General features: G+C 43.9%; 10 protein-coding genes. 7 read left to right on the top strand and 3 right to left on the bottom strand.

Features of this window, described 5'->3' with window-relative positions; translation table 11 throughout:
• Nucleotides 1-85: 85 nt before the first annotated feature.
• Nucleotides 86-958 (bottom strand): pirin family protein, encoded by an 873-nt coding sequence (locus tag AB4384_RS16705; RefSeq protein ID WP_372129845.1) that lies wholly within the window; start codon nt 956-958, stop codon nt 86-88.
• A gap of 157 nt (nt 959-1115) precedes the next feature.
• Here AB4384_RS16705 and AB4384_RS16700 point away from each other — a divergent pair, with 157 nt between their 5' ends.
• Nucleotides 1116-1400, top strand: a complete 285-nt coding sequence (locus tag AB4384_RS16700) for a hypothetical protein (protein ID WP_017061541.1) — start codon at nt 1116-1118, stop codon at nt 1398-1400.
• 25 nt (nt 1401-1425) lie between these two features.
• On the opposite strand, the gene AB4384_RS16695 is transcribed toward AB4384_RS16700, so the two are convergent.
• Nucleotides 1426-2616: a GGDEF domain-containing protein gene (locus AB4384_RS16695; protein ID WP_102321386.1), complete on the bottom strand. Its 1191-nt coding sequence runs from the start codon at nt 2614-2616 to the stop codon at nt 1426-1428.
• Nucleotides 2617-2931: 315 nt separating this feature from the next.
• On the opposite strand from AB4384_RS16695, the gene AB4384_RS16690 reads away from it, so the two are divergent.
• From AB4384_RS16690 to manA, 6 genes are all read left to right on the top strand, one after another.
• Nucleotides 2932-3270: a DUF1840 domain-containing protein gene (locus AB4384_RS16690; protein ID WP_017061543.1), complete on the top strand. Its 339-nt coding sequence runs from the start codon at nt 2932-2934 to the stop codon at nt 3268-3270.
• A gap of 406 nt (nt 3271-3676) precedes the next feature.
• Nucleotides 3677-5071 carry a hexose-6-phosphate:phosphate antiporter gene (gene uhpT, locus AB4384_RS16685; protein WP_017061544.1) on the top strand — a complete coding sequence of 465 codons (1395 nt, stop codon included), beginning with the start codon at nt 3677-3679 and terminating at the stop codon, nt 5069-5071.
• A 147-nt stretch (nt 5072-5218) separates the two neighbouring features.
• Entirely contained in the window at nt 5219-5827 is a 609-nt protein-coding gene (gene uhpA, locus AB4384_RS16680; RefSeq protein ID WP_017061545.1) for a transcriptional regulator UhpA, read from the top strand.
• Nucleotides 5827-7323 carry a signal transduction histidine-protein kinase/phosphatase UhpB gene (gene uhpB / locus AB4384_RS16675; protein WP_372129844.1) on the top strand — a complete coding sequence of 499 codons (1497 nt, stop codon included), beginning with the start codon at nt 5827-5829 and terminating at the stop codon, nt 7321-7323. The genes uhpA and uhpB overlap by 1 nt, the downstream gene beginning before the upstream one ends.
• Nucleotides 7324-7331: 8 nt before the next feature.
• Nucleotides 7332-8672: an MFS transporter gene (locus tag AB4384_RS16670; protein ID WP_017072383.1), complete on the top strand. Its 1341-nt coding sequence runs from the start codon at nt 7332-7334 to the stop codon at nt 8670-8672.
• Between the two features lie 295 nt (nt 8673-8967).
• Nucleotides 8968-10173 carry a mannose-6-phosphate isomerase, class I gene (gene manA, locus AB4384_RS16665; protein WP_108117161.1) on the top strand — a complete coding sequence of 402 codons (1206 nt, stop codon included), beginning with the start codon at nt 8968-8970 and terminating at the stop codon, nt 10171-10173.
• A 115-nt stretch (nt 10174-10288) separates the two neighbouring features.
• On the opposite strand, the gene AB4384_RS16660 is transcribed toward manA, so the two are convergent.
• Complete coding sequence (locus AB4384_RS16660; protein ID WP_372129843.1) at nt 10289-12970, bottom strand: hypothetical protein; 2682 nt, start codon at nt 12968-12970, stop codon at nt 10289-10291.
• Between the last annotated feature and the right edge of the window lie 395 nt (nt 12971-13365).

Below are 13365 nucleotides of genomic sequence, written 5' to 3'. Positions count from 1 at the left end.
ATCGTTGTTCGTTGCAAAATCTCTTCAATCTTCAATCTTCAATCTTCAATCTTCAATTCAAATCTCAAAGACAGACATCTGTAAATCAGTAAGTCTCAAATACGCCGTTGTTGTAATCCTGAATCGTCTGTTCAATCTCTTCCATTGAATTCATGACGAACGGACCATAGTGCACAACAGGTTCATTAATCGGTTCACCAGAAAAAACCAGTACACCTGAATCTTCTAAGCTGTCTAAAGAAAGCCATTCAGCTTTGGTGAGCAGGGCAAGCTGACCTTGCTTGATCACTTTGTCGCCGATCTTAATGCTGCCTCGGTACACATAAGTCATGGCATTGTGATTAACATTAGTCCCTAACGTCACTTTTTGCCCAGCATGAGAGCGCCAATCCGCAACGCTTAATGGCACACCTGTTTTCTGCAATGGACCTTGCGCTCGTAAAGCCTCTGAATCATCGTTAGTTTGGTTATGCAGTTCAAACCCACCGGCTATCACTCTTAACAAACCACTTTGTTCACTTTGATGCTCCGCGATGCTTTCACTTTGGAAATCGTGATACTGAGCTGGCTGCATTTTGTGTGTCGCAGGTTGGTTTATCCAAATCTGAAAACCATGCAGCGCACCTTCTTCCATCATTGGCATTTCGCTGTGAATGACACCACGGCCTGCGGCCATCCATTGAGCGCCACCGCTGCGTAGCTCTCCAACATTCCCCATATGGTCTTTGTGTTGGAAGTGACCTTGGAGCATGTAAGTGAGCGTTTCTATCCCACGGTGAGGATGTGGAGGAAAGCCGCCAACATAGTCTTTGCTTTCATCCGACTTCAGTTCATCAATCATTAAAAATGGAGAGAAACGTGCGTTATTAAAACCTGCGAGTCGTTGGATTTTGACGCCATCACCATCTGAGGTGGCATGTGCTGTAATCACATGATCTACTGCTCTTACATTCGTCATTTTGAAACCCTCATAAACTTGAATAGCTGTAGTTTATGTAATTTGATTTAAAAAGAAGATGGCACAGCGTTGAGTGACTTATTCGAAAATCTTGAACAGGTAACAATATGAAATTATGTCTATACTTAATAGAGAGTATATCGCCAAGGAGGCCGCTATGGCAGTTCAGCAAAAACATGGCGAAAGGCATGGTCGGATAGGTTTTGATAACGACTTTACAACGGAGCAAAGCCAGCGCTTTACAGAGGTTGCAAACAGCGCAGTTAAACGCCGCGTGAAAAAACGTGAGATAGAAGCGCCGTTTATTCAGTCAGCTAAGCAAGCCGCTTTTAAAACCGTGGTGAGGCGACCTAAAGGGAATAACCCAAACCGAACACGTCAAGTCATATGGATTATTATGATCGGGTTAGTGAGTCTTTGGCTTATGTACCTTGCAGGTTAGCAGCGCCGCTCCGTTATAGGAATGGCTAGCGTTGGCGCGTTTTTAATAGCGTAACATTGTTCCCTTCGATCTTCGCTTCAAAGCAATCTTCAAGTTCAGATGAATCCGGTGCTGAGCTAACAAGGCTCGTTGGTAGTTCTTCTATCAGGGTCGATACTGGGTTGTCGTGATAATAAGCATATCGGTTTTTTCCTGAATGCTTGGCAACATACATCGCTTTATCAGCACATCTCGTCAGCTCATGTAATTCTTGGGCATCTTGCGGATACAAAGCAACCCCAACACTTAACGTCAATTCCTTGATTCTCTCGTTTGTTTGGCAGCCGCTTTCGAACAGCCCGCAGATCCTATCTAGAATGCCGTCTAGATCTTTACGAGTTGGCACATCGTAGAGCATCAGAACAAACTCGTCTCCAGCAAAGCGCGCGATGGAATAATCGTATTCATGGCTTTTTCTGTCTCTGGTTCGAATGTTGTTGCTCAAGCGATTGGCAAAATGCTGTAAGACACTGTCTCCCACATCGTGCCCGTAGCTGTCGTTAATGCCTTTAAAGTCATCTATATCCAAAAAGACCAATGCCGTAAGTGATCGCTCACTATCCACGGTGGCTAGTTTTTCTGTCGCCCAGCGTTCAAAGCTCCAACGGTTTGCCAAGCCGGTTAACTGATCTCTGTAAGCGAGATCTTCAATGCCTTCTTTATACAGGCGTTGAATATAACTGACGGCTTTTGTGTAGTAATAGGCGGATGTGTGGCACACCAAGCTCATGGTAAATAAGCTAAGGAAAAATCTGTGTGTGCTGTTAAATGGTAAAGAAAAATTGTTGGGCATTGCTGTAATCAAGGTGCTGATGAACAGGCAAAACGAGGTGCTGAAGATTATGCCAATTCTGAAATCATTAATGAAAATGACCGCGGCCAGAATTGGGTAGAGCCAGAGGATGCGATCTGGGATGGCGTGACTGTACAAGAATAGGATGACGCCCTGAACTAGAAGAACACCACTCAGAATCAATTCGGAATACTCAGGATTGATGACTTTTCTTACATATAAAGCGTTAGAAATGGCAATGATGGCGAAGCACAATTCGAATATTGACAGCGTGTAATGCTCGCCTTCGAAGTAAGCCCAAGTATAGAAAATGAATAACGCAGCGGCAGTCAGTGAAAAGGAGTGGACAATTTTTTGCTTGCGGGTGGATCGTATGTCCGCCATTTCTTCTAGGTGCCTGCCGACGAGCCTTTTCATGTGATCTGTGCCAAAGTTTTTGATAATGGTGTTAATAGTAGATTAAATAACAAGCTATGCAGAGGCTTAGATGTCTATTTAGTGTGACTACTATCAAGGTTTCATATGAAAGGCTGTTCAATCAATTCCAAATAGTGATGTATATCACCGATGGTGCTGGTCATCTCTAGAAGATTAGATTTAAGCATCAAACTTGTAACCGTTGTTTGATGTTTATCTACTTGCTTTCCAGAGAGTTACTCCACATAGTTTGTAAACGACCAAAATTAAGAAAGGCTCATTATGTTAATTACCTTTAGTTGTAAAGCTCATGCTAGTGTCACGATGTTTGGTGAAGTCGGCCTCCAGTTCATCAAGATGCTTGGGCATAGCGGCTCCATCCCAGGTGCTATGGATGCTTCAGAGGTTCCTCAAGCTCTGGATAATCTACGTGCTGCTATTGCAGCAGAGCAGAGCAAGTCCGTAGAGCATGAAAATACTGATGACGACAATGAAGAAGAGGTGGTTGAAGCGCCTGTTAATATCGGTAGTCGAGCGTTCCCACTGGTTGAATTATTAAAAGCTGCCATCAAAGATGAATGTGAAGTAATGTGGGAAGACGGTAGCGGCAAGCGACTGTAGTACGATTCACGCGAAACGTAACAAGCCTATTGAATCTATTTTAATCAGAATGAATGCTGAACCAGTATCGGACACACCATGACCATGGAGTTTTATGGTGATGAACCGATACTGGTGTTTTTTTAGTGAAGTAATCCACTCGTTTCTGTTTATTTACAAGGTTCGTCAGCCCTGAAATGAGTGACTTTTGTTATCGTAATATCAATCCATAACAGACCGTAAACAAAGTGATGCTGTTCACGCTTTCTTGACTCCCAATTCTGAACTAAGAGTTTTTCCTAGTTATTCTAAGACCCTCTCTCATGCGGTCGATTTTTAGACTCCTTATTATTTCACGGTCAACTAACAAACAATGTATGGCCGCAATTATGCCGTGCAGACCTCACAAAAAATAAGAGAGTTCACAATGTTAAAGTTCCTAGATCAGGTTCGAAAACCGACGCTGGATCTTCCGGTCGAAACTAGAAGAAAAATGTGGTTTAAACCATTCCTACAATCTTACCTCGTCGTGTTCATTGGTTATCTAACCATGTATTTGATCCGTAAGAACTTCAATGTCGCGCAAAACGACATGATTTCTACTTATGGATTATCGATGACGGATCTAGGTCTTATCGGTCTGGGTTTCTCTATCACTTACGGTATCGGTAAAACCGTCGTTTCCTATTATGCCGATGGTAAAAACACCAAGCAGTTCCTGCCATTCATGCTTGTCCTTTCTGGTATCGCTATGTTGGGCTTCAGCTTCAGTATGGGCGGTGGCAGTGCTAGCTTATTCTTGATGGTTGCCTTCTATGCGTTGAGTGGTTTCTTCCAAAGTACCGGCGGTCCTTCAAGCTACTCGACCATCACTAAATGGACGCCTCGTAACAAGCGTGGTTCTTATTTAGGCCTTTGGAATATGTCGCACAACGTGGGTGGCGCAGGTGCCGCTGGTGTTGCTCTGTTCGGTGCTAACTACCTTTTTGATGGCAACGTGATCGGTATGTTCGTGTTCCCATCAATCATTGCGATTGTGGTTGGCTTTATTGGTATGCGCTTTGGTAATGACTCTCCAGAAGCCTATGGTCTAGGTACGGTTGAAGAGTTGTTTGATGAAGAAGTCAGCGAAGAAGATACGGCTGCTGAAGAAAATCAAATGACTAAGAAAGAGATCTTTGTTGAATACATCCTGAAAAACAAAGTGATCTGGTTGCTCTGCTTCGCGAATATCTTCTTATACATTGTTCGTATCGGTATCGATCAATGGTCTACCGTTTATGCGTATCAAGAGCTAGGTCTATCAAAAGAAACCGCGATTTCAGGCTTCACTCTGTTTGAGGTTGGTGCACTGGTCGGTACGTTAATGTGGGGTTATCTGTCAGACCTTGCGAACGGACGCCGTGCTTTGGTTGCTTGTGTATCGCTTGGCCTGATTATCGTTTCGCTAGAGTTCTACCAGCATGCAACCAGTGAGTTCATGTACCTAGCATCACTGTTTGTGCTTGGTTTCCTAGTATTTGGTCCTCAGTTGCTGATTGGTGTTGCTGCAGTAGGTTTCGTGCCTAAGAAAGCAATCAGCGTTGCGGATGGCGTGAAAGGTACATTTGCTTACTTAATTGGTGACAGCTTTGCCAAACTTGGCCTAGGTATGATTGCAGACGGCACACCTATTTTTGGCTTAACGGGTTGGAAAGGCACGTTCGCAGCGCTTGATACGTCAGCTGCCATTTGTATCGTGTTACTGCTATTCGTTGCGGTTGCGGAAGAGAAGAAGATTCGCCACGCTAAGAAAATACACTTAGCGTCTCAAAACGCGTAGCGAGTCTCACGTGCTTTATTGGTTTAAAGCACGTGAGATCATACCAATCGTTAGTTCGATTCAGTATCATCTCTATTAATAAACTTAATTTTAGATAGCTCCTGTTGGGGCTATTTTTCTTTCTTACTCTTAATTTTGGTTAATATCATGATTAATGTTGCGCTTGTTGATGACCACGTCATTGTTCGATCTGGCTTTGCTCAATTACTCAGTCTTGAAGCTGATATTACGGTCGTGGGGGAATTCAACTCTGCGGCAGAAGCGCGCCTAGGATTGCCAAGTTGTCACCCTGATGTCGTGATCTTAGATATCTCAATGCAAGACGAAAGTGGCCTGAGCTTATTGGAAGAGATTCCATCTGGCATTGCCAGCATCATGTTGAGCGTTCATGACTCGCCGGCGATGGTTGAGAAGTCATTAGAGTTAGGAGCCAAAGGTTATCTCAGCAAGCGCTGTAGCCCTGATGAGTTAATCCAAGCCGTACACACGAGCGCAAATGGTGGCTGTTATCTCACGCCCGATATCGCCATAAAGCTTGCGACGCCCATGAAGAATAAAGCCTCTTTAAATCAGCTCACCCGCAGAGAAAGCGAAGTGTGTCAGTTATTGGCGACAGGGCTCGATGTAAAATCTATTGCCGTAGAGCTAGGGGTTAGCCATAAAACGGTGCATGTACACCGTGCCAATGCTATGGACAAACTCAATGTTAAGAACAACGTCGAGTTAGCTAAATTGTTTACACAAGACCAGTATTAATGCGTTCTTACCTAGCCACCTCCCTGTGTGGGGTTTTTATGGCTGGTTGTGCATGGTTCTGTTTGTGGGTTATTGCCTTCTATTTTATTAATGACCCTGAGTTAGCCATTCTGCTTTTCCCGTTTTCACTTCGATTGGGAATGACGCTGCACACTCGCACTCACTATTGGCCTGCTATCTATATTGCCGAGTGGGGGCTTGCGATCGCTTTAGCTCTGCTACTTGATGAACCTCAATGGCTGACGATACTCATCGCCAGTGGATTGAGTATTCCTGCCACGCTAATTGCCAAGCGTTATTATTCTGGTGACCAGAATCGTCACTTGTTAGTGATGGCGAGCTTAATCATGGTCACAGCATTCATTAATGTTGCCGTTGTGGGTTCTCATGTTCCGGCTGTTTACATGGTGTGGTTGGTGAGTATTACTGGCGGACTGATGCTGGTGCCGATGTGTTATCTAGTCTGGAACTATCTATTCCAAAACAAGTGGTCACCACTGGGCTCTTACTTAATCCATAATGTTGTAGAGTTCAAAATCCGTCACATCGCTTTATATAGCGTCTTGTTGGTCGCCAGTATTTTGATACAAACCAGTTTGCCTGATGAGCTAAGGCGCTTTGCCCCATTCTGTATGGCGATCCCTATTATCTTGCTGGCCGTTCGTTATGGATGGCAAGGTGCTCTGCTTGCAACAATGTTAAATAGTGTCGCGTTGATTGCAGCCCACAGCGGAACATCCAAACTCGAAATTACCGACTTACTCTTGTCTCTATCTGCTCAAACCATCACAGGTATACTGCTTGGTTTAGCGGTTCAAAAGCAGAAAGATCTCAACTCCAAATTGCGAAGTGAACTCTCCAGAAATCAAAACCTTTCACGTCAGTTAGTTACCGCTGAAGAGTCGGTTCGTCGTGATATTGCGCGTGAACTGCATGATGAAATCGGCCAAAACATCACGGCAATTCGTACTCAGGCAAGCATTATTAAACGTGTCGACGCGGCTGAGATGAGCGTTCGCTGTGCGGGTACCATTGAATCATTATCTTTGAATGTTTATGACACCACCAAACGTCTACTTACAAAATTAAGACCTAAGATGCTGGACGATCTGGACCTAAAAGATTCCGTGGAACAGCTTATTCGAGAGATGGAGTTTTCGGATCACGGCGTTGATATTCAGTTAAATTGGCAAGGTGATTACTCGTGTTTGAGTGACACGCTTAAGGTCACTATCTTCAGGCTGTGCCAAGAATCTCTAAACAATGCCTCTAAATACGCCAACGCGAGCGAAATCAGAATTGAACTGCTTTTAGGTGACCAGGCTTATCTTCAGATATCAGATAATGGCATTGGTTTTACAGCGCAAGATCTTCTCAAAGGAATGGGTGTTCGCGGTATGCAAGAGCGTGTTCAGGCGCTCGGCGGCAAGATGACAATCAACGCTAATGGCTCATCTTCGGGTACCAATATCAGCGTTACATTACCTAAAGTGTGAGAACGAATATGTTTGGATTTCTGCGCTCAACAACGTCAGAGAGTGATGCTCTAACTGATGATGAGGTCAATCAGAGTTATCGCTATTGGCGCCTTCACATCATGATAGGAATGTATGTCGGCTATGCGGGTTTTTACTTCACTCGTAAAACCTTTAATTACGCCGCGCCTGCAATGATCACCGATCTAGGTTTGGACAAAGGCGATATCGGCTTAATTGGCACGCTCTTTTATCTTTCTTATGGCTTATCGAAATTTATCTCAGGCACGATATCGGATCGGTCGAACCCTCGTTACTTCATGGGGCTTGGCCTAATCGCGACTGGTCTGATAAACATCGCGTTTGGCTTTTCGAGTTCGTTAGCGGCTTTTATCTCGCTATGGGTACTGAATGCATGGTTCCAAGGTTGGGGCTGGCCATCGTGTTCCAAGTTATTGACGACTTGGTATTCTCGCTCCGAAAGAGGCTTTCGCTGGGCAATCTGGAATACAGCGCACAACGTTGGTGGAGCGCTTATCCCTATTCTTGTGGGTTATCTAACGCTGCAGTTCAGTTGGCGAGCTGGGTTTATCTGGCCGGGTGTGATTGGTGTTTTTATCGGTCTTATTGTCTGCTGGCGCTTACGTGACAAGCCCACCACCATGGGACTTCCGACGGTAGGGAAGTGGCGCAGTGATCACCTGGAATTAGCGCAAGAGAGCCATGGGCAAGGGTTAAGCTATCGAGAGATCCTGAAAACCTATGTGTTCAGCAATAAGTACATTTGGTTGCTCGCCTTTAGTTATGTGTTGGTTTACATCGTAAGAACGGCAGTTAACGACTGGGGCAATTTATACCTCACCGAAGAACACGATTACAGTTTGATCAACGCCAACGCTGCCTTGTCTCTGTTCGAGATAGGAGGTTTTGTTGGTTCACTTGTTGCTGGGTGGGGATCGGATAGGTTGTTTGGTGGCAACCGCGGTCCAATGAACATCTTGTTTGCGATTGGCATCTTCCTTTCGGTTTCGGCTTTATGGCTTATGCCTTTAACCAACTTTGTGTTTCAAGCGGCTGGGCTATTCTGCGTTGGCTTTTTTGTTTTTGGCCCTCAAATGCTTATTGGCATGGCGGCGGCGGAATGTTCACATAAAGACTCTGCCGGGGCGGCGACAGGTTTTGTTGGCTTGTTTGCTTATATGGGAGCAGCACTTTCTGGTTACCCATTAGCGCTCGTTCTAGAAGCTTACGGCTGGAGTGGGTTCTTCATTACCATCTCTACTTGTGCGGCCGTTATTGGCTTGCTGTTACTGCCTTTCCTACAAGCTCAATCACCTCAGAAAAGTGCAGAGGTTCGCTCTGGCTTTTAAGGATCCTTCCCGATAACAAGATAGTCGCTGGTGTTTGTATTGTTGCTTGCATCGCTATTGCAACCGGTGCGATACAAGCCGCTATCTTATTCTCAGCGCTTTCTACGCGTGATATTCAAATGTGACTCTTTTCACGCTTTTCATCGATCTCACCTGTTTCTAAGAATTTTTCCTATTGCGTCTAAGACCTCATCTCATGTGGGTTCTAGCTGCTCTCTGTAGTCTTTCTAATTATTTACGTTATTAGAAATCAGCTCTCTGAATTGTGTTCAACGAGCTCACTACGGAAAACGCCATGTCACTCAGCCACTTCTCAGAACACTCATTTTTCCCAATGGAAAACACCATCCAAAATTATGCATGGGGGAGCATTTCTTCGATACGTGAGCTGTTTGGCTTTAAGAATGAGACACAAGAGCCGCAAGCGGAAGTTTGGATGGGAGCGCATCCGAAGGGTTGCTCAATGGTTAAACTTGACCAACATTTGGTGCCTCTATCTGAGCTGATTAACAAGAATAAACCGGCTTATTTATCTACTGATATTGCGCAGGAGTTTGGTGAGCTACCTTTCTTGTTTAAGATCTTGGCAGCAGAAAAGGCACTATCGGTTCAGGTTCATCCAAACAAGCGTCAAGCCGAAATTGGCTTTGCTAGAGAAGAGCAAGCAAGCATTCCCCTAAACGCAGGGCACCGTAATTACAAAGACTCTAACCACAAACCTGAATTGGTTTACGCGATCACTGAATACCAAGCGATGAATGGCTTTCGAGAGTTCGAGGAAATATTAGGTCTGTTCAAAAAGTTGGATTCGAGCGAACTGGCTGGTTTGGTTGAAGAGTTTGGTAACAATCTTGATTCTCTAGGCTTAGAAGCGTTTTTCCGAGATCTGCTAACGTTGAATGACCAACGTAAACTCCGAGCATTAGAGCAACTTCTGACTTACGCAGCATCTCATCAAGACCAAGCTGAGTTTGCTTTGGTTACTGAGCTTAGCCAGCAATACCCGAACGATATCGGTCTGTTTTGTGTTCTTCTGCTTAACTTGATCACACTGAAGCCAGGTGAAGCGATGTATTTGAATGCGAACACTCCGCATGCTTACATTAAGGGAACCGGGCTTGAGATTATGGCAAATTCAGACAACGTGCTACGAGCCGGTTTAACGCCAAAACACATTGATGTCGCTGAATTAGTGGCGTGTACAGAGTTTACGCCAATTCCGTTTGATCGCTTGTTGTTAGCGCCCTCAAAACTGGGGCAATGTGATAGCTATGATATTCCTGTCAGTGATTTTGATTTCAATATCTTTCATCGCCCTCATCAAGAAGAAGTCATCACAAGCGGTGCTGAAATCTTAATGGCGATTGACGATGATTTAACGTTAATGAGTCAGAAAGGTGAGCATTTAACCCTTACTAAAGGGCAATCGGTATTTATCCCAGCCTATATTGGCCATTACGAATTGAGCAGCAACGGGCGAGTGGCTAGGGCGTTTAATTAGCGAAGTAGCTAGTTGGAAAGGCTATCAAGTTTGATAAATGAAGATGTTGGCTTAAAAGACTAATGGAAGAATGAACAAGCCAAACTCATATTGGCTTGTTCATGTTATCTATCGATTATTTAATAGAAGGTAAGCTAGCTGCTTCCATATTAATCGACATGCTCCAAGATTGTTCCTCTCGAATGGATTTAATCGATCCTCGGTTTGTAAGCCAAGTAGTTTGAGTGTCAAGAGGCCCGTCATTTTCGAACTGTGTTTCACTTGTTACTTTACATGCAGCGAAAGTACCAGCTGGCACCGTGATTTCCTCTTTACCTAAGTAGGTTTCTTGGTAGTTGAAAGTGGGCAGAAAGTAAGGTTGTCCGTTGATAATATCGTCTAGTGAGGTCTCTACAGAAGCGGTTCTTAATCCAGGGTACTCTATTTCGAACTCTTCACCGCTGCCTTGGTCCCACCAATAATCAAACTGAGAGGCGAGTGGTGCGTTAGTTGACGTTCCAAAGTCTACCGTTTGATTGATGATTTTTTGGTTGTCAGTAATCGTCAGTGGTAATACTGCTTTAGCCGCCCCCCAACCTAGTGAATCATCAGAGTTAAAGCCCTCTTGACCTAGATAGTGATCTTCAGAGCTATATGAGTACTCATACCCCATTAAAACATCTTCCGAATCTTTGATATCGATACGCGTTTTTTCTAGGCTTCCCGTAAAGTCAGTAATCCAGTTTGGAAGCCCAGTAACTAACGTAACGTTATCTAGCCAAGAGAAAGTGTCACCCAAGTAGGTAAACTCATAAGTGAGGTTCTCTGTAACAGGAGCTTCTTCCCACATAGGCGTGCGTTGTACATCGTAAACCGTGATGTCATTAGCTGTAGCAATGAACTCAGCATCCGGTAGCGAGTCAAGACAAGCCTGTAGGTTGAGAGGGTGTAAAGGTTGTGGTGTTAATGCGTTACCCAAAATGAACTGCTTAGTCGCTTCGTCAAAAACATAAGCCTCACTGCCTGCACCTTCAACTTCCTTGTAGGTAACACGTACAAAGCCTTCGACAACAGACAAGTAAGCGGAATTATCTTCTTTTTGGTAGTTAGACCATGTAGCTTGCGAGTGGATAGATTCAGGGATTGTAACCTGACGTAATACCTCGCCGTTCAAAGATACATCTTTCCATGAACCGAGTTCTGACAATTTGGATAATGTAGAATCTAAATTCCACGCTCTTGAATAATAAACCACGGTGCCATTAGAAAGCAGCTGTGCAAATACTTCAGCACTTTCCATACCTGCCATTGGGATTAAGTCAGCATGATTGTTAGACGCTGTGTCATGACGGTCTGATTCATCTTCAGCAATGGTCGATGCCAAAGTGGAAAGCCATGTATCGCTGCCATTCTTAAAGGCGCTAATGCCGTTGCACGAGTTATTGAGTGCCTCATAGCGGTCAGGGCTATACTCAGCACACCAATCCCCCTTGTAAAAGGTATAAATATTGTCGTAGATATCTTCTATAGACAATTTGTATGCGGTGGTGTTGTCAGGGAATTTTAAACCTACAGGCATAATGTTAGACCAAACGTTCTCATCATCCGTTTGATCCATGATGGAACGAACATTAAGCCCACTGATATCTAATTGCTTAGCGCTAGCAACTTCACTAAAAATCGAGCTTCTAGATTCTAGAGTTAAGCTGCCGTCTTTGTTCGGCTTAATGCTGGTTAAGGTGTCATCGCTCGCTTCCCAACCGTTTTGTCCTAACACCATGCTATTTGTGTCAGGTGTATCTTCAAACTCAACAAATTGCTCAGCAAAGTAATCATAAATATAACTGGTATCGGTAACTGAGTTATCTGTATCAGACTTCAATGTTCCATAGGCAACTACTAAATCTTTGCCAGTGTCATTATCGCCGCCAAACCAATTGATACCGTCTGTTTTGATAAGCTTCGCGAGATCGGCTTTTTTAGAGCCTTTGTTTGCTTCGTTTTCTTTAACTTTATCTTCGAGATTTGAGTCATTGATGTCGATGTGATCGTGATTGATATTGTTCGCAATATCGCTTGGGTCGAAGTTTTCACCAGCGGCTTCAATATTCTTAACGACTTCGTCGAGAACTCGTGTTACTTCCTCTGCAATTAATGCGGTGAGTGCTTCTACAGAAATACCGGCGCCCGCTGCCGTTTCTGATAACGCATCAGTGTTCTCAGCCATGACTGAAGCGGTAACTTGAGCTACGCGGTGTAGGTTTTCAAAGGCCGCTTTTTGTGAATCGGCTAAGTCATTATTGTTTTTGGCTTCGATATAATCTTGCGTTAAATCGAGTGTTGTCCCCAACTTCTCTTGAATAGCTGTTTTGGCTTCTTCTAACGAAGAACCACTCTCGATTTCATTTTGAATCAGAGTCGTTAATGGGCTAATAAATGCGGATTTTGGAGGTGCAGTTAAGCGATAGCTCTTGCTTAGAACGACACCTGGGTTATCGGTATCGATGGTTTGCCCAGCAACCACTTCGATCAACAGAGTACCTTGTTCAAGTTGTTCTTGAGTTAGATTATCAATTGTGAACGAACCATCGTCACCCGTTACGGCACTTGGCTCATCCTTATCACAAACTTTATTGCTGTTTAGATCCAAACACGCATTGGCTCCTACCAAATAGCCATCAGCGGCTTTTGCTGTTAAAGACGCTGAAGTTGCTGTTGAACCGCCAGTATCAGTTGTAGAGCTATCCGAACTGTCGCTACCACATCCTGCTATCCCTAGGGCTATTGCCACTGCTAACAGTGAACGTTGACCATTCATGTTAGTTCTCCTATTAAGTTATTGATAAAAAATTATTACTCTGGAATCAATCGGGAGAATGTCATTGATAAATATGACTATTTATAAATTGAATGCCATTGATGAGAAATGTATCAAAACGGTATATAGCGGAAATAGCAGGAGTGTTTATTCTAGAGACATATCTAATTAGCTGAGTTATATATGCGAGTGATATCTATGGTGAATGTTTAGTGTTTGTAATTGACGTTCCTGTCAATTGCAGATTGGGCTAAGTGGTTATTATTTATAGATGTATATATATTTTATAGGTGTTGGTTGTCTGTATAACCTTTAGAGGTGGCCGTAGGTTGACTAATCAGTTGAAACTGAAACAATAAGTCGTATTTATAGAAGTGTGTTGATCTAAAGGAAAT

Source organism: Vibrio sp. 10N.261.51.A4 (genome assembly GCF_041471945.1).
GTDB lineage: Bacteria > Pseudomonadota > Gammaproteobacteria > Enterobacterales > Vibrionaceae > Vibrio > Vibrio crassostreae_C.
Note: the sequence above shows the minus strand (reverse complement) of the source record. Positions and strands in the feature narration are given on the sequence as shown.

Coding starts and splice junctions, on each gene's coding strand:
- uhpA (WP_017061545.1), top strand. CDS start 5,219: ATGATTAATGTTGCGCTTGTTGATGACCACGTCATTGTTCGATCTGGC.
- AB4384_RS16705 (WP_372129845.1), bottom strand. CDS start 958: ATGACGAATGTAAGAGCAGTAGATCATGTGATTACAGCACATGCCACC.
- uhpT (WP_017061544.1), top strand. CDS start 3,677: ATGTTAAAGTTCCTAGATCAGGTTCGAAAACCGACGCTGGATCTTCCG.
- AB4384_RS16670 (WP_017072383.1), top strand. CDS start 7,332: ATGTTTGGATTTCTGCGCTCAACAACGTCAGAGAGTGATGCTCTAACT.
- uhpB (WP_372129844.1), top strand. CDS start 5,827: ATGCGTTCTTACCTAGCCACCTCCCTGTGTGGGGTTTTTATGGCTGGT.
- AB4384_RS16695 (WP_102321386.1), bottom strand. CDS start 2,616: ATGGCGGACATACGATCCACCCGCAAGCAAAAAATTGTCCACTCCTTT.
- AB4384_RS16700 (WP_017061541.1), top strand. CDS start 1,116: ATGGCAGTTCAGCAAAAACATGGCGAAAGGCATGGTCGGATAGGTTTT.
- manA (WP_108117161.1), top strand. CDS start 8,968: ATGTCACTCAGCCACTTCTCAGAACACTCATTTTTCCCAATGGAAAAC.
- AB4384_RS16690 (WP_017061543.1), top strand. CDS start 2,932: ATGTTAATTACCTTTAGTTGTAAAGCTCATGCTAGTGTCACGATGTTT.
- AB4384_RS16660 (WP_372129843.1), bottom strand. CDS start 12,970: ATGAATGGTCAACGTTCACTGTTAGCAGTGGCAATAGCCCTAGGGATA.